The 14,973-nt window shown below is 57.6% G+C and carries 18 protein-coding genes; 10 read left to right on the top strand and 8 right to left on the bottom strand.

From position 1 onward, the window contains the following. Positions 1-87 precede the first annotated feature (87 nt). On the top strand, positions 88-582 hold the full coding sequence (locus DK510_RS20055) for an RNA pyrophosphohydrolase (protein WP_109313615.1): 495 nt from the start codon (positions 88-90) through the stop codon (positions 580-582). Here DK510_RS20055 and DK510_RS20050 read toward each other — a convergent pair. Beyond that, positions 579-1,223 carry an NYN domain-containing protein gene (locus DK510_RS20050; protein WP_109313614.1) on the bottom strand — a complete coding sequence of 215 codons (645 nt, stop codon included), beginning with the start codon at positions 1,221-1,223 and terminating at the stop codon, positions 579-581. The two genes, DK510_RS20055 and DK510_RS20050, sit on opposite strands and share 4 nt — an antisense overlap. 186 nt (positions 1,224-1,409) lie before the next feature. Here DK510_RS20050 and sigZ point away from each other — a divergent pair, with 186 nt between their 5' ends. The 4 genes from sigZ to DK510_RS20030 all read left to right on the top strand — a co-directional run bounded on the left by sigZ (position 1,410) and on the right by DK510_RS20030 (position 5,006). Continuing rightward, positions 1,410-1,949 (top strand): RNA polymerase sigma factor SigZ, encoded by a 540-nt coding sequence (sigZ, locus tag DK510_RS20045; protein WP_109313613.1) that lies wholly within the window; start codon positions 1,410-1,412, stop codon positions 1,947-1,949. Positions 1,950-2,013: 64 nt separating this feature from the next. Further along, positions 2,014-2,724 (top strand): glutathione S-transferase family protein, encoded by a 711-nt coding sequence (locus tag DK510_RS20040; RefSeq protein ID WP_109313612.1) that lies wholly within the window; start codon positions 2,014-2,016, stop codon positions 2,722-2,724. Positions 2,725-2,796: 72 nt separating this feature from the next. After that, entirely contained in the window at positions 2,797-4,170 is a 1,374-nt protein-coding gene (locus tag DK510_RS20035) for a radical SAM protein (protein WP_109313611.1), read from the top strand. Then, the gene (locus tag DK510_RS20030) at positions 4,167-5,006 is read left to right on the top strand and encodes a DUF547 domain-containing protein (RefSeq protein ID WP_109313610.1); all 840 of its coding nucleotides are present in this window, start codon (positions 4,167-4,169) and stop codon (positions 5,004-5,006) included. Before DK510_RS20035 ends, DK510_RS20030 begins: the two co-directional genes overlap by 4 nt. Positions 5,007-5,014: 8 nt before the next feature. Here the strand turns inward: DK510_RS20030 and DK510_RS20025 are convergent, their stop codons facing one another. Together DK510_RS20025 and nth are read right to left on the bottom strand one after the other, a co-directional pair. Next, positions 5,015-6,004 carry an adenosine kinase gene (locus DK510_RS20025; protein WP_109313609.1) on the bottom strand — a complete coding sequence of 330 codons (990 nt, stop codon included), beginning with the start codon at positions 6,002-6,004 and terminating at the stop codon, positions 5,015-5,017. Next, complete coding sequence (gene nth / locus DK510_RS20020; RefSeq protein WP_109313608.1) at positions 6,001-6,645, bottom strand: endonuclease III; 645 nt, start codon at positions 6,643-6,645, stop codon at positions 6,001-6,003. The genes DK510_RS20025 and nth overlap by 4 nt, the downstream gene beginning before the upstream one ends. A gap of 118 nt (positions 6,646-6,763) precedes the next feature. On the opposite strand from nth, the gene DK510_RS20015 reads away from it, so the two are divergent. The 3 genes from DK510_RS20015 (at position 6,764) to DK510_RS20005 (ending at position 9,173) form a co-directional block, all read left to right on the top strand. Then, on the top strand, positions 6,764-7,615 hold the full coding sequence (locus tag DK510_RS20015) for a bifunctional helix-turn-helix domain-containing protein/methylated-DNA--[protein]-cysteine S-methyltransferase (RefSeq protein ID WP_058275230.1): 852 nt from the start codon (positions 6,764-6,766) through the stop codon (positions 7,613-7,615). A 51-nt stretch (positions 7,616-7,666) separates the two neighbouring features. After that, positions 7,667-8,560 carry a cation diffusion facilitator family transporter gene (locus tag DK510_RS20010; RefSeq protein WP_109313607.1) on the top strand — a complete coding sequence of 298 codons (894 nt, stop codon included), beginning with the start codon at positions 7,667-7,669 and terminating at the stop codon, positions 8,558-8,560. Between the two features lie 178 nt (positions 8,561-8,738). After that, entirely contained in the window at positions 8,739-9,173 is a 435-nt protein-coding gene (locus DK510_RS20005) for a glyoxalase superfamily protein (protein WP_109313606.1), read from the top strand. 58 nt (positions 9,174-9,231) lie between these two features. Here DK510_RS20005 and DK510_RS20000 read toward each other — a convergent pair whose 3' ends face one another. Further along, positions 9,232-10,671, bottom strand: coding sequence for an aldehyde dehydrogenase family protein (locus tag DK510_RS20000; protein ID WP_109313605.1), 1,440 nt, complete (start codon positions 10,669-10,671; stop codon positions 9,232-9,234). Positions 10,672-10,877: 206 nt separating this feature from the next. Between DK510_RS20000 and DK510_RS19995 the strand changes: the two genes are divergently transcribed. Continuing rightward, the gene (locus DK510_RS19995) at positions 10,878-11,528 is read left to right on the top strand and encodes a peroxiredoxin (RefSeq protein WP_109313604.1); all 651 of its coding nucleotides are present in this window, start codon (positions 10,878-10,880) and stop codon (positions 11,526-11,528) included. Positions 11,529-11,584: 56 nt separating this feature from the next. On the opposite strand, the gene DK510_RS19990 is transcribed toward DK510_RS19995, so the two are convergent. From DK510_RS19990 to DK510_RS19975, 4 genes are all read right to left on the bottom strand, one after another. Next, on the bottom strand, positions 11,585-12,307 hold the full coding sequence (locus DK510_RS19990; RefSeq protein WP_109313603.1) for a glycosyltransferase family 25 protein: 723 nt from the start codon (positions 12,305-12,307) through the stop codon (positions 11,585-11,587). Between the two features lie 70 nt (positions 12,308-12,377). Further along, complete coding sequence (locus tag DK510_RS19985; protein ID WP_160116576.1) at positions 12,378-13,067, bottom strand: outer membrane protein; 690 nt, start codon at positions 13,065-13,067, stop codon at positions 12,378-12,380. A 150-nt stretch (positions 13,068-13,217) separates the two neighbouring features. Further along, positions 13,218-13,739 carry a LuxR C-terminal-related transcriptional regulator gene (locus DK510_RS19980; protein ID WP_109313601.1) on the bottom strand — a complete coding sequence of 174 codons (522 nt, stop codon included), beginning with the start codon at positions 13,737-13,739 and terminating at the stop codon, positions 13,218-13,220. Between the two features lie 23 nt (positions 13,740-13,762). After that, the gene (locus tag DK510_RS19975) at positions 13,763-14,035 is read right to left on the bottom strand and encodes a PepSY domain-containing protein (RefSeq protein WP_058274978.1); all 273 of its coding nucleotides are present in this window, start codon (positions 14,033-14,035) and stop codon (positions 13,763-13,765) included. Between the two features lie 236 nt (positions 14,036-14,271). Here DK510_RS19975 and DK510_RS19970 point away from each other — a divergent pair, with 236 nt between their 5' ends. Next, a complete protein-coding gene (locus DK510_RS19970; protein ID WP_109313600.1) occupies positions 14,272-14,907 on the top strand; it encodes a DUF1326 domain-containing protein in 636 nt (211 codons plus the stop codon). The last annotated feature ends 66 nt before the right edge of the window (positions 14,908-14,973 follow it).

The following is a 14,973-nucleotide window of genomic DNA, read 5'->3' as shown; positions in this document are numbered from 1 at the left end:
GTTGTCACGCGAAACCTAACGTCACACCCTTTGCTGGCGCCTTGGGGCTTGATACAGACGTCTCAAAGCACATTCACGAGGCTGCACATGACCCCCGAAGAGATCGCCAAACTGCCCTATCGCCCTTGCGTGGGGCTTATGCTGATGAATGCCGAGGGCAGGATTTTCGTCGGTCAGCGCAATGATCGCCACAAGGATGCATGGCAAATGCCTCAGGGCGGCGTGGACAAGGGCGAAGATCCACGGGATGCAGCCCTGCGTGAGCTGTGGGAAGAAACCGGCGTAACCTCGGACTTGGTCGAGATCGTCGCCGAAACAGACGGCTGGCTGCCTTATGATCTGCCACACGACATCGTGCCGAAAATCTGGAAAGGCCGTTATCGCGGGCAGGAACAGAAATGGTTCTTTCTGCGGTTCACCGGCCGCGACGATCAGATCGACATCCAGACCGAGCACCCGGAATTCATCAAGTGGAAATGGCAGGAGCCCGGTCAGCTGATTGACGAGATCGTGCCGTTCAAACGTGAGGTTTACCGACAGGTGGTTGCCGCCTTTGCCGATTACTTGGGCTTTGGGCGCTAACCAAAGCCTTGGGGCTTGAAGCGAACGCGTGCGGCAGGTCCTTTGGGGTCCAGTTCGAACAAATCGTCGCGCGCGGTCAGGTATCCGCGCCAGTTCTTTTCGGGATACGTACTGATCTTGATATCGTGTAACCGACGCATACGCACGTTTAGATCGGCGATGGGTATGCCTTGCCCATTCTGGCTGCCCTGAGAAATTACAGTCTGGATTTTTCTGTCGAGGTCGGACGCCTCGGAGGCTCGGCTTTGCTGAAGCTCAACAAACACAGTGCAATTATCCCGAACGTGCTGTGGTGCTTTGGCTTCGCCAACGCCGACTGTCCTGACGCCGAATTCGCGTAGCCGCCGATGCAGGTGCGTAAAGTCGCCGTCCGAGCTGACGATCACCATGGCATCGATGCCCCGGTTCAAGGCGAACTCGATTGCGTCGATACACAATAGAATATCTGAGGCGTTCTTGCCCGTGCCGCTATGGATCAGGTGATATTCGCTGGCCTCATGCCACGCCGAAGAAACCTGAGCATTCATATAAACCCGTGCGACGTCGATACGCCCATATTTCTGAGCGATCCGGCCAACGTATTTTTTGTAAGTGGCGCTGATATTGTCGCCGTCCACCAAAACAGCTACGCGAAGTGTCATAAAAAATCCGGAATTAATTTAATTGGCGATGAGATACATCGACACTGAGGCAAATTTTTGGCGTTGTAGCTGGCAACCTCGCCTTGCCAAAAATCGCGCCGGCAGACCTGCAAAATCGGTTCCTACAAACGTGCGGAGTACGAGCAGGTGGTTGCCGCCTTTGCCGATCACCTGTCATAAAGCGGCATGCAGATTGAAGACATCTGGCCCAAGTACCGCGCGCGCCTGAAGGCGTTCTTGCACTCGCGTGTGTCCAACGCGGCGGATGTGGATGACCTGCTGCAAGAGATCTCGGTCAAGGTCTTCACCGGTCTGCCAAACCTGAAAGACCCTGCCAAACTGCAGCCGTGGTTGTTTCAAACGGCCGACCGCACGATCATCGACCATTACCGAAAATCCGGCCGTGTCGAGGCGCATCCGGATGATCTTTGGTATCACCGGGATGATCCGGAAACGCGTCAGGATCTTGAGGGATGCGTCGAACCTTTCATTCGCGGATTGCCGCAGGAAACCGCGGACATGCTGATTGCGATCGACATCAATGGCGTGTCCCAACAGGATTATGCACAGGCGCAAGGACTGGCGTATTCAACGCTTAAATCCCGGGTTCAAAAAGGCCGGGCAGAGCTGCGAAAAGCGTTCGAAGATTGCTGCAATATCTCGATGGATGTGCGGGGCAATATCTCGAAGGTTCAGGAAAAACCGAAATCCTGCAAAAAATGTTGATCTGATCGTCGTCTTTTTGGCGCGGGCTTCGTCTGACAGATGAAACCAGCAAAAGGAAAGACAAATGATCCGTATCATCAGTTTCAAAATCTGCCCCTTCGTTCAGCGTGTCACTGCGCTGTTGGAAGCCAAGCAGGTGCCCTATCAGATCGAATACATAAGCCTCAGCGACAAGCCGGATTGGTTTCTAGAGCTGTCGCCGACAGGCCAGGTACCGGTTCTGGTGACCGAGGGCGGCACCGCACTGTTCGAGTCGGACGCGATTGCCGAATACCTCGACGAAGTGACCGCCCCGCTGCAACCCGATCTGACGCCCGAGCAGCGCGCTCTGAACCGCGCGTGGAGCTATCAGGCCAGCAAGCACTACCTTGTTCAGTGCAGCGCAATGCAAAGCGCGGATCTGGTGATCTTTGCGGATCGGACGACCAAGTTGAACGCCTCGTTCGCGAAAGCCGAGAAGCAGCTTAGCTGTGGCCCATTCTTTGCGGGTGAGGCGCTGGGCAATGTCGATATGGCTTGGTTGCCGTTGCTTCACCGGGCAGCAATCGTGGCCGATCACAGCGGGCACGATATGTTGGCTGGCTATCCGAAGGTGAAGGCGTGGCAGCGAGCTTTGATGGCGACGGGTATCCCGCAGAAAACCGTGTCTGATGACTTTGTCAGCCGGTTCACCGATTTCTACCTAGCCGAGCGCACATGGCTGGGGCGGGGTGCGAACCTGAACGAAGCGCCTGCAACCGCTCCGTTGAAACAATCCGGCGGGTGCTGCGGGTAATTCACTCACTAAGCCGCACGTTGGCGTGAGGGGGCGTGGCCGCATCTGATCGACCTGTCTAGCTTGACGGGTATGAAGGACACGGCCCCAACTCTCTCTTCTGTAAAACCCGCCGGACGCAAGTTTACCGGCACCGACCGTCGCGCACCTTTGCGCGGCGGTCTGGAAAGGTGCGGGGAATATGGCGCAGGACAGACGGCAGGCCGGTTCTACCCCATCGCCTGCGTCGCGCTTGAGGTCACGCAACGCTGCAATTTGGATTGCACACTGTGTTATCTCTCGGACCGGGCCGAGATGACCTATGACCCACCGCTGTCGGTTCTGTTTGCGCGTCTTGCCACAATCCACAGCCATTATGGCCCCGGTGTCTCGGTCCAGCTGACGGGGGGTGATCCGACCCTGCGCAAGGTGGAAGACCTAGAGGCACTGTGCCGTGAAATTCGCCGCCTGGGCATGCGGTCGTGCCTGATGACCAACGGCATTCGCGCCAGCCGGGCGTTTCTGACGCGGCTTGCGGCGGCGGGGTTGGATGACGTGGCCTTTCACGTCGACATGACGCAGGAGCGCAAGGGGTTCAACAGCGAGACTGAGTTAAATGTGGTGCGCCGCGCCTATGTCCGCCACACGCGCGGACTGGGCTTGCGGGTATTGTTCAACACGACGGTCTTCGGCGGCAATATTGCTGAACTGTCTGCGCTGGCACGATTCATGCGAGACCGTCCCGAGGTGGCTTTTGTGTCCTTCCAGATGCAAGCCGATACCGGGCGCGGGGTCTTGCGCGAACGTCCCGACGCGATCACGCAGGACAGTGTCATGCGTGCCGTCGAGGTCGGATATGAAACGCCCCTGCATTTTGACACGGCCGCCGTGGGCCATGCAAAATGCAATCGCTACGCAAGTGTTGTGACTGCCGGCGGGCGTGCGGTTTCGGTTCTGTCCGCCAAACGCCTGACGCAGAAGGTGATCGCCGCGCTAAGCCGGGCCGACCAATCAACCGACGGCCATATCGACACCCGTGACAGCGTCCGGCGTATGGCGCGGCGCAACCCGTTTTTAGCGCTGCAGGCCGGGTTGCATCTGCTGAAATGCGTGCTGCGTTTGGGCCGCGGCTTGTTGCGGGGACCTGTCCGCCGGCAATCGGTCTTCATTCATAACTTCATGGCCGCCGACGCGTTGGAGGATGATCGCTGTGCCTCTTGCGTCTTTATGGTCGCAACCGCAAACGGGCCGTTGTCCATGTGCGTTCACAACGCGCAGCGTGACATGCATCTGGCCGCACCGGACCGGGTCGACAGGTCATCTGGCCCAAGGTGGTGGAACGCCGCCGTCCCCCACCTGTCCGCTGGACCCGATCTGCCGGACCTGAGCGATCCGGGTCTGGCCCCGCTCAAGCGGCTCAAGGGGCAGATGCGCGCCACGCACCGGAACCAAAAGGACGTCTCATGAGAAAACTTCTGATCCTGCTTCTGCTTCCGGTTTTGACCGCTTGCGCAAGTGTCGAGCGTCTGGCCTTGCCCGCCCCCGAGGCATTGCCAGGACAGACCCTGACCAGATTTGCGTCCCCGCCGGGCGAAAAGGTCGATCACCGCGATTGGACAGCCTTTCTGCACCGCTATGTCGTGACCGACGGGCAGGGCGTGAACCGGGTAACTTACGGGCAGGTGACACAGGCAGATCGCGGGCGCCTGGACGAATATCTGGTCGATCTGCAAGCCATTGACCCCGCGCGGATGACACGTGATCAGCAACTGGCCTATTGGATAAACTTGTACAATGCGCTGACGGTGGATGTGGTTCTCGAAAACTATCCCGTTGCTTCGATCCGCGACATCAAGGATGGGCCATTATCGATTGGGCCGTGGAATCAACCTCTGGCGCGGGTGGCCGGGCAGGAGTTGACCCTCAATGACATCGAACACCGCATTATTCGGCCCACATTCGGCGAACCGCGCATCCACTATGCGCTGAACTGCGCCGCTGTGGGCTGCCCTAACCTGATGGACCGCGCCTGGCAGGCCGAGACATTGGAGCGCGATTTCGCCGCTGCCGAGCACGCCTATATCAACGATCCGCGTGGCGTGCAGTTCGACCAACGCGGCGGATTGATCCTGTCAAAGATCTTTATCTGGTTCCGAGAGGATTTCGGACCAAACGAAAAATCCGTGCTGGCCTACATCGCGACCGCAGCGGAACCCGAGCTGCGCGCCCGTCTTCAGCAGACGCCGCGCGTCAAAGCGTATCAGTATAACTGGGCTTTGAACGACGCGGCGGCTGGATCTTAATCAGCGGATTACAGCAACCCTTCGGCGCGCAGCAGGTCCTGCATGTTCGCCTCGGGGCGCGGGCCGATGTGGCTGATGACCTCGCGGGCGCAGATATTGCCGATCTTGGCGCAGGTTTCGTGATCGCGGCCCGTGGCCATGCCAAACAGGAACCCGGCGGCAAACTGATCGCCCGCGCCGGTTGCGTCCACGGGCACGACTTTCTCGACCGGTACGTCGACGCGTTGCCCGTCGCTTAGGACAGTCACGCCGTCGCCGGAGCGGGTGCATACGACAAGCGGGCAGATCGCGGCGGTTTTGGCCAGCGCCTCTTCCAGATCGTCGGTTTCGAACAGGGATTTGATCTCGGCCTCGTTGCCGATGACGAAATCAAGTTCGTTTTCGATCAGCAGCAGGAAATCGACACGGTGGCGTTCCACACAGAAGGGGTCGGAAATGGCGATACCAGCCTTGCCGAAACCTTTGTGGCACGCGCGCGCGGCCTCTAGAAACGCAGCTTTGCCCTTTTCCTTGTCGAACAGATAGCCCTCAAGGAACATGATCTGGCTGTTGCCTGCGACGTCATCCGATACGTCCTGCGACGACAGTTCCGAGGAAATCCCCAGATAGGTATTCATTGACCGTTCCCCATCGGGCGAGACAAAGATCATCGAGCGCGAGGTCGGCAGTTCGCCACCCGGAACCGGAGGGTTCACGAAATCAACGCCGTCTTCGTTCATCGCATCCGCGTAAAACCGGCCCAGAGCGTCATCATGAACCCGCCCGATAAACGCTGAATCCAGCCCCAGCGCACCTGCGCCGGCGATCGTATTGGCAACCGAACCGCCCGGCGTCTGCACCCGACCTTCCATCGAGGCATAAAGCACTTCGCCGCGCTCCTGCTCGATCAGTTGCATGATGCCTTTTTCAATGCCCATCAGCTCTAGGAAACTGTCGTCGGCTTGGGAGATCACGTCCACAACGGCGTTTCCGATGCCGGTCAGTTGGTAAGTTTTCATAGGTTCTTGTCCTCAAATTCGCAGAGATCGCGGATGATGCAGGTGCCGCACATGGGTTTGCGCGCTTTGCAATGATAGCGGCCATGCAGGATCAGCCAGTGATGCGCATGCAGCTGAAAGTCTGTGGGGATATTGTCTTCGATGGCGCGCTCGACGACGTCGACATTTTTACCGGGGCAAATGCCTGTGCGATTGCCGACACGGAAAATATGGGTGTCCACGGCCTGTGCCGGGTATCGCCACCACATGTTCAGAACCACATTGGCCGTCTTGCGACCGACACCCGGTAGCGATTGCAATGCTGCACGGGAATTGGGTACCTCGCCGCCATATTCGTCGACCAGAATACGGCTGAGTTTAATGACGTTCTTCGCCTTTTGCCGAAATAGGCCAATGGTCTTGATGTGTTCGATCAGACCTTTTTCGCCCAGATCCAGCATCTTTTGCGGTGTGTCGGCGATCTTGAACAACGCACGGGTGGCCTTGTTCACACCGACATCGGTTGCCTGCGCAGACAGCGCCACGGCGACGACCAGAGTATAGACGTTGACATGCTCAAGCTCGCCCTTGGGTTCGGGGTCGGCTTCCTGAAAGCGCGTAAAGATCTCGCGGATCCGGTGATATCCGAGTTGTTTTGCCATCCGCGTCTTAATGCCGTTCGGGGCGCGTCGATACAAGTCCAAAGCCAATGCGCAAGTTCCGGGTCGCGAGGGCGTAACCTGCGCGCTATGGTTTGGTCAAGAGTATGAGGTAATAACCATGAACGTCCAGACTCCAGAAAGCGGATACCACTACAACGTCATGCGCCGCGCGATCGACCTGATTGATCGAGGCGGCGAAGGCCTGAGCCTGGAAGAGCTAGCCCGCCAGATGGATATGAGCCCGGCGCATTTCCAGCGCCTGTTCTCGCGTTGGACCGGGGTGTCGCCGAAACGCTACCAGCAATATCTGACCCTGGGCCACGCCAAGGCATTGTTGCGGGAACGGTTCACCACGTTGGAAACCGCACACAACGTCGGCCTGTCCGGCAGTGGCCGTCTGCACGATTTGTTCCTGAAATGGGAATCCATGAGCCCCGGCGAATACGCGCGCAGAGGCGTGGGGCTGACGATCTATTGGGGCTGGTTCGAATGCCCCTTTGGCCCGGCACTGGTCATGGGAACCGATAAGGGCATTTGCGGCATTGCCTTCGGGGCCGAAACTGGCGAAGAGGCCGCGATGGAGGATATGATCTCACGCTGGCCCAAGGCCGAGTTCATAGAAGATCCGATGCGTCTGCGCCCCTGGGTGCTGAGTGCTTTTGGCGCGGCAAGCGACCGGTTGGAACCTACGCCGCTGTACCTCATTGGCTCGCCCCTGCAAATCAAGGTTTGGGAGGCGTTGATGCACATCCCGTCGGGTCAGGTCACCACCTATTCTGAGATTGCGCAACGTGTGGGATCGCCACAAGCAGTGCGCGCCGTGGGTACTGCGGTTGGCCGCAACCCGGTCAGCTGGCTGATCCCTTGCCACCGGGCGCTCCGCAAATCCGGTGGGCTGGGTGGCTATCACTGGGGCTTGCCGGTCAAACGCGCAATGCTGGCATTCGAGGCCGCTCAGGCCGACGCATAGTCACGTCAAAAACAAACTTTGCGCTGCTGCATCCTGTGATAGTGAGATTCTATGAAGCAGGACAGCAGGCAGATCACACAGACATTCGCGGCGTGGGCCATTCCGGTTTCAGTGGCGGTTTTGCTGCTGAAACTGCTGGCCTGGTGGGTGACGGGCTCGGTTGCCCTGCTCTCGGACGCCTTGGAAACGGTGGTGAATGTGGCGGCCGCTCTGCTTGCATTTTTTGCGGTGCGGATATCTGGCATGCCGCCAGACAAAAAGCACCCGTTCGGGCATAAGAAGGCCGAGCACCTGTCGGCCGTGGTCGAGGGAACACTGATTGTTCTGGCCGCACTGCTGATCATTCGTGAAGCTGTTTTCGCATTACCTGATCCGCATCTGGCCGGGGAACCGTTCCTGGGCATTGCCATAAATGTGGGCGCGACGTGCCTGAATGGTATCTGGGCGTTTCTGCTGTTGCGGGTTGGGCGACGAGAATCCTCACCGGCGTTGGAGGCGAGCGGAAGGCACATATTAACCGACATTATGACCTCGGTCGGTGTTGTTGTCGGGTTGCTGATAGCGATGGCGACAGGTTGGTTGGTCCTTGATCCGATCATCGCGATTCTGGTGGCGTTGAACATTCTGTGGGAGGGGTGGAAGGTCATCCGCAGCTCGGTCGACGGATTGATGGATGCTTCGCTGGTCGATGGGGAATTGACGTCTGTGCGCGAAACAATCGAAGCCAATTTGGGCCCGGCGTTGGAGTATCATGATCTGCGCGGTCGCAGGTCAGCCAACATGATTTTCGTTGAGTTTCACCTTGTCGTTGACGGTGCCATGTCGGTCGCGGCCGCGCATGACATCTGCGACGATATCGAGACGGCCCTGAACAGGAAGTTTCCCGGGTCAGTCTTTGTCATCCATCTGGAACCGGACAGCGAGTTAAAAAGTACCAGAGCCTGATTGACAGACACATCCGCCAGTGCGAAATGTCGCCCTCAGGTTCGGGTCCCCTGCCGTTCGCAGCCATTTGGCATTGGTGAAACCCGGTTGATGAACATCTGTTGCCCTTTCCTGGCGCGCGGATGGCAATGCGATCCCCGTCCTGACTTGGCGCCCGTTTAAGGAAACGAGGCAAGAAATGACACGTTCAAACAGTATTGCTCCACTTGAGGAGCTAAAAGCGCAGGCAAAACGACTGCGCGACAGGCTGCGCGGTGCGGGGGTCACGCTCTCGCATAGTGAATCGCTGGAATTGTTGGCGCATCAACATGGGGTGCGCGATTGGAATACGTTGCACGCAATGGCCGGAAATCGTATGCATTTGCGTGTTGGTGACCGGGTTGAAGGGTTCTATCTGGGGCAGCCGTTCAGGGCGGAAATCCGTGGTATGACACTGTTGGGTGATGGGTCGCATCGGCGCGTTACCTTACACTTTGAAACGCCCGTGGATGTCGTTCAGTTCAACAGCTTCTCGGCCTATCGGCAGCGCGTAACCGGTGAGATTGGCTGGGATGGTCGATCCACGCGGCATACCTCGGACGGCCAACCGCAACTGATCGTGCGACCCACGTAAAGAAAAGGACGCGGCGGGTAACCACCGTCGCGCCCTTTTGTTAAGTTCTGGTCTGGCGTCACTCTGCCGCCCAGCCACCAACGGCTTTGACCTCAAGGAAGTCCTCCAACCCCCACAAGCCGCCTTCGCGCCCGTTTCCGGACTGTTTCATGCCGCCAAACGGTGACCCTGCGCTGCGCGACTGGCCATTCATTTCGACCATGCCGGACCGCAGTACCCGTGCCATTCGGTTGGCCCGCGCGCCGTCTTGTGTCTGAACGTAATTGGTCAGGCCGTATGGCGTGTCGTTGGCAATCTCGACCGCCTCTTCTTCGGTGTCGAAGGGGATCATGGTCAGGACCGGGCCAAAGATCTCTTCGCGCGCGATGTTCATCTGGTTATTGGCGTCGGCAAAGACGGTCGGACGTACATAATAGCCCTTGTTCAGCCCCTCGGGCCGACCGGTGCCGCCTGTTACCAGCCGGGCGCCTTCATCGATGCCCTTCTGTATCAAGTCCTGGATTTTGTTCCACTGCACCTCGTTCACGACGGGGCCGATATGGCGGCCTTCTTCTTGCGCGCTGCCCACGGAAATCATGCTGGCCACTTCAGCCGCCGTTTCCACGGCCTGATCGTAGATCGGGCGCTGCACCAGCATGCGGCTGGGCGCATTACAGCTTTGGCCGGTGTTGTTCATCATGTGCAGAACACCACGTTTGACGGCCTTTTCATCGGCATCGGCAAAGACCACGTTTGCGCCCTTACCGCCCAGCTCCAGATGTACCTTCTTCAATGTGTCTGCGGCACTTTTTGAGATCGCTGTGCCAGCGCGGGTCGAGCCGGTAAAGCTGACCATATCCACATCCGGATGCGCCGAAAGCTGGGAACCGACGCCCACGCCATCGCCGTTCACCAGATTGAATACACCGGCGGGGAAGCCGGCCTCATCCATCATCTCCGCAAAAATCATTGCGTTCAGCGGGCTTTGTTCGGAGGGTTTCAGAACCATGGTGCAGCCTGCAATCGCCGCCGCGCCAACCTTGAGCGTGACTTGGTTCATCGGCCAGTTCCATGGTGTGATCAGGGCGGCAACACCGACGGCCTCATAGATGATCCTGTCATTGGGCGCGTGATCGCCCAGCGGGCGGTCGAATTGGAACGCTTTGGCTGCGCGCACAAAGTTCGCAAGGTGATACATGCCCGCGCCAGATTGCTGGGTGCGCGCCATGTCGATTGGCGCGCCCATCTCAAGTGACATCGCCTGTGCCAAATCCTCGGACCGGGATTGGTAAATCTCGATCAGTTTCTCGACCAGCGCGATGCGATCTTCGACCGGTGTGGCCATCCAGCCGGGCAGGGCGGCCTTTGCGGCAGCAACTGCGGCGTCGGTATCAGCTTGCGTGCCCAGTGAGATCACCGCGCAGGGTTCCTCGGTCGAGGGGTTGATCACCTCGAAATCATTCGCTGCAGATGGGGCGACCCATGTTCCGTCAATGTAGAAATTGCGTTTCTCGATCATCACGTATCCTCCTGATCCCGTGGCCCGGATGGCGGGAATTTGCGCCACTCTGGCACCGGCGTATCTGTGTGGCAAGGCGCAATTTGATCAAATTAATTTCCTCAAAAATGAATACCCTTTCACGCAGCGAATGGTTTAACAATGACGCAGAGTTATTAGGTTTCCAGCGACCGACTCGGTTTGTTTCACAAAAAAGGAGATGCCCCATGGGTTTGCGCATCAATGACACTGTTCCGAATTTCACTGCAGAGACGGATCAGGGTACTGTTCAGTTCCATGACTGGATCGGTGACAGCTGGGCGATCCTGTTCTCACACCCCAAGGATTTCACGCCGGTCTGTACCACTGAGTTTTCGGCCGTTGCACAGCTGAACGACGAATGGGCAGCCCGCAATACCAAGGTGATGGGCGTCTCCGTCGATGGTGTCGAGGACCACAAAAAGTGGAAGAAGGACATCGAGGCGTATGGCAACGCTAACCCCGGTTTTCCGATCATTGCCGATGACGGCCTGGCCGTGTCCAAGGCATTCGACATGCTGCCCGCCGAGGCGTACCTGCCCGATGGCCGCACCCCTGCCGACAGTGCAACCGTGCGTTCGGTCTTTATTATCGGCCCGGACAAACAGCTGAAACTATCAATGACCTACCCGATGACCGTGGGCCGGAACTTTGCCGAAATCCTGCGCGCGCTGGACGGTCTGCAGATGAGCGCCAAGGGTGTGGCCACCCCCGCAAACTGGGTGCCAGGTGAAGATGTGATCATCCCGCCTGCCGTGTCGAACGACGAAGCAAAAGAAAAGTTTGGTGAGTTCAAAACGATCTTCCCGTACCTGCGTAAAACGAAAGCGCCCAGCTAAATTAGTTCGGGCGGAGCGCTAAACTCTGCCCGAATCCAATATGCCATCAAGGGTGACTAGGCTGCGGATCGTTGAGGGTGCTGGTACAGTTTCCGACGGTAGGCAGCACGCTTGAATTCACGAGTCAGCTTGTCGGCCAGCGGCGGGCTTGCCTGTATTGTTGAACCGCCGATTTCTTGTGCGACTTCCTGATTGCCGCTGCCCTGCAAGGATAGGATCGGTTGTCCTGTCACCCAGTGCATTTGCAGGAACGTGTCCACCGGCCGGTCGATTTTGTTGGTTATGGCAAGCAACCTTTCAGCTGCACGCCGCCCCACCATTTGACAGACGCATTGCAGACCAATGATCTTTGGCAGGATCAGACGCATTCCGTTTTGCTTTGCGAGCGTTCGCGCGGCATCCTCACGCTGCTTCACCGGAATTCGGATATAATGATCCGGCGTTGCAAGCGGTTCCAGCATTTCCAACGCAGCGGCCATGCGGCATGGATCTATGCGCAGATCATCCTCTGTAATGATGGCGCGGTCGATCTTTTCATCGACCAGCTTGCGCCAGATTCGGCGGTGGCTTTCGAAAACCCCGATCTCGGCCGGGCGCAGCGGAAATGGATATCTGGGGCGATACAGGTCGCCTGGAAACAACTGAACATCCGCGATCTGTGCGGGATCCATCCCGTTGACGGCCTCGAACAGTTCCGCATTGGGCAGACTGGCACACAGCCGTTCGGCATTAGGGAGCCGCTCTGTGCTTGTCGTCATATGGATGACAAAAGTCTTCATGCCACAGTGCATAGAACACAGGGGCGGGAGGGGGAAGAGAAACCCGAAAGAAACACTTCCCCGTGATCCATCAGAAACCGTAACGCAGGCCGACATTGACGCTGAAGGCGTCGATGTCATCCTCGACAGTCCCCGTGGACGCGCCGTTCGGTGCCAAACGCGCCGAGGAAACGTCGAATGCGCGGGCATATCGGGTGTCCAGGGTCAGAGAAGTATTTGGGCTGATCTCATAGGCTACTCCGGCAATTATTTGCGCAGCAAAGGTGGTGTCGGTGTCGTTCAGTTCGACGCCTGGTCCGTAGACAAAGTCCAGATCAGAATAGGTGGCACCAAGACCCAGGCCGACATAGGGCGTGAAGGCCCCTGCCTGTTTAAAATCAACCAGCACATTGGCGAACAGCGATGTCTGCGACACGTCACCCGAAATGTTGCCTTCCGCGCCGGGACCATTGCCCGAGAAATTGACGCCGTCTACGTCGCTATCACGATAGGACAGCTCCAGCTCGATGCGGGTGCCAAACTGATCGTTCGACCACTGCGGGATCTCTTTGCCGGCCGCGATACCCAGCCCATAGCCACCATCGAAATCGGTATCTACTGACTGCGACGATCCATTGATCGTGCCGCTAAAGTCGCTGTCCTGTAGCTGGCTGTACCCAGCAAAACCCTGAATATAGAGACCATCCGACAGGCTCTGTGCGGCCAGCGCGGACGCGCTGATCGTCAAAGCTGTCGAGGCGAGAAGAAGACGCGTAACCATGACCATGTCCTTTGTTCCACAATTGGTATGGCGCACATGTGGGCAGTAGAGGCAGGAATGAAAGGCGCCAGCCCTTCACTTCAATTCACAGGATATTGGGCGTGTGTGAGTGAATAAGATCAGTACCGAGCTAACACTTTGATTCACGGTCTATGTGGTCGAATTCGACCTTTCAGAACTGTTTGTCAGCAAAGGTTCGGAAAGCAACTCATCGATGAAGTAGCTCAGCAATTGCACGCGTCCCGTAACTCCAGCCTTGCGATACACCGCCGCGCATTGCGCTTTGACCGTGCCTTCCTTGGTTTGCCGCAATGTCGCGATGTCCGCGATTGACAGACCCTTGATAGAAAGCAGGGCAACGTCGCGCTCAGCATCACTCAAGTTCCACTCAGTGAATTGAGAGGCAATGAGTTGAGCAAACGCGCCCTGCGCGACGCTCAGCTGTCGCTGCATGTCGCGCACACGCCTGTTCTGGGACCGGATCAATGCAATCGTCGCGGCAAGACCGCCGATCAATGCCAGGGCCAGAACCAGTTCGAAACTATGCAGGTGGCGAAAGCCCGCGCTTTCCCCGCCGGTCCAGTCCAGCATCGCGTCCGTCACGAAAAAGGCGGCGCAGACGGCCTGCACCACCAGAAGGAGCCAAAGCAATGACGTTTGTGAAAGCTTCATGAGGATCCTGTGATTTTATCCGATCAATCGTCGTCCTCTTCGAGTTCGATGGCAGTTACCATGCCGTCCGTCTCGGACAGGACGAGTTCAGTTTCCACGCCATCCTTAATGAGTTCAACCTCGATCTCGCCATCTTCGAATTCGATCTCTTCGATTTCGTATCCCTGCGCCTCCAGGGCCGTGCGGATATCGGACTCGGTGGTGCCCAGTTTGTCGCCCAGCCCGACATTGGCCAGTGCAAGAACCGGTGCTGTTGCAATCAATCCGGTCAGTGTCAGCAGTTTCAAGGTTTCCATTTTGCATCTCCTTTTTGCGTTGTGGCGATGTTGTGAAACTGGGAACAGGGCGGGTGCGCTGCGATTGGCTTTTGGTTGAAACGCAAGGAATTGGACCAAGGTTTATCCCGAAAAAATGCCGTTTCAGGCCGCCTGGTTCTGCATTTGCCCGAATTGTGTTAGGTTTAGAGGGGGGAATTCTACAGGCATGTAACCAAGACGTCGGGCGTTCAGACTGTGTAAAACAGGAGAAGACGATGGCATTCACAGATTGGTACGTTGAAGGCGATGCATTCGGAAACTGCAATTGCGGCTATGCCTGCCCTTGCCAGTTTGAAGAGCTACCAACCCACGGAAATTGTCGCGGCTTTGAGGTGCTTGAGGTTTCCAAAGGACATTTTGGCGACACCGACCTTGCCGGAACAAAGGCTGCGCTGATCTATGCCTGGCCCGGCCCGATCTTTGAGGGCGGCGGTCAGATGCAGGTGATCATCGACCCAAGCGCCTCGGAGGCCCAACGGGCCGCATTGGAAAAGGTCTTTCACGGGGAAGAGACCGAGGAAATGGCAACCCATTGGCATGTCTTCCGCACGATGTGCGACACCGTTCACGAGACCCTGTATGTACCGATTGATTTTGAGATGGACATGGAGGGGCGCACTGCCAAAGTCTCAATCGGTGAGGTGCTGAACTCAACCGGCCGTCCGATCGAGGCCCCACATGGCGGTGGTCCGCATCGCGTACGGATCGACATTCCCGGTGGTATCGAATTTACCCTGGCCGAGATAGGCAGTGCCTCAACCAAGGCAGATGCGGCGATCCAACTGGATTTGAACGACAGTTATGGGCAGTGGCATGTGATGAAACACGGGCCGTCTGGCGTGGCGAATTGACAAATACGACAATCGGGCATGCCTAAACCAAACCCGAACTTATAGGCTCATAGAAAACCCGAAAGT

It is taken from the genome of Ruegeria sp. AU67 (genome assembly GCF_900312795.1).
Taxonomy (GTDB): domain Bacteria; phylum Pseudomonadota; class Alphaproteobacteria; order Rhodobacterales; family Rhodobacteraceae; genus Ruegeria; species Ruegeria atlantica.
This window is presented reverse-complemented; position numbering and strand designations above follow the sequence as displayed.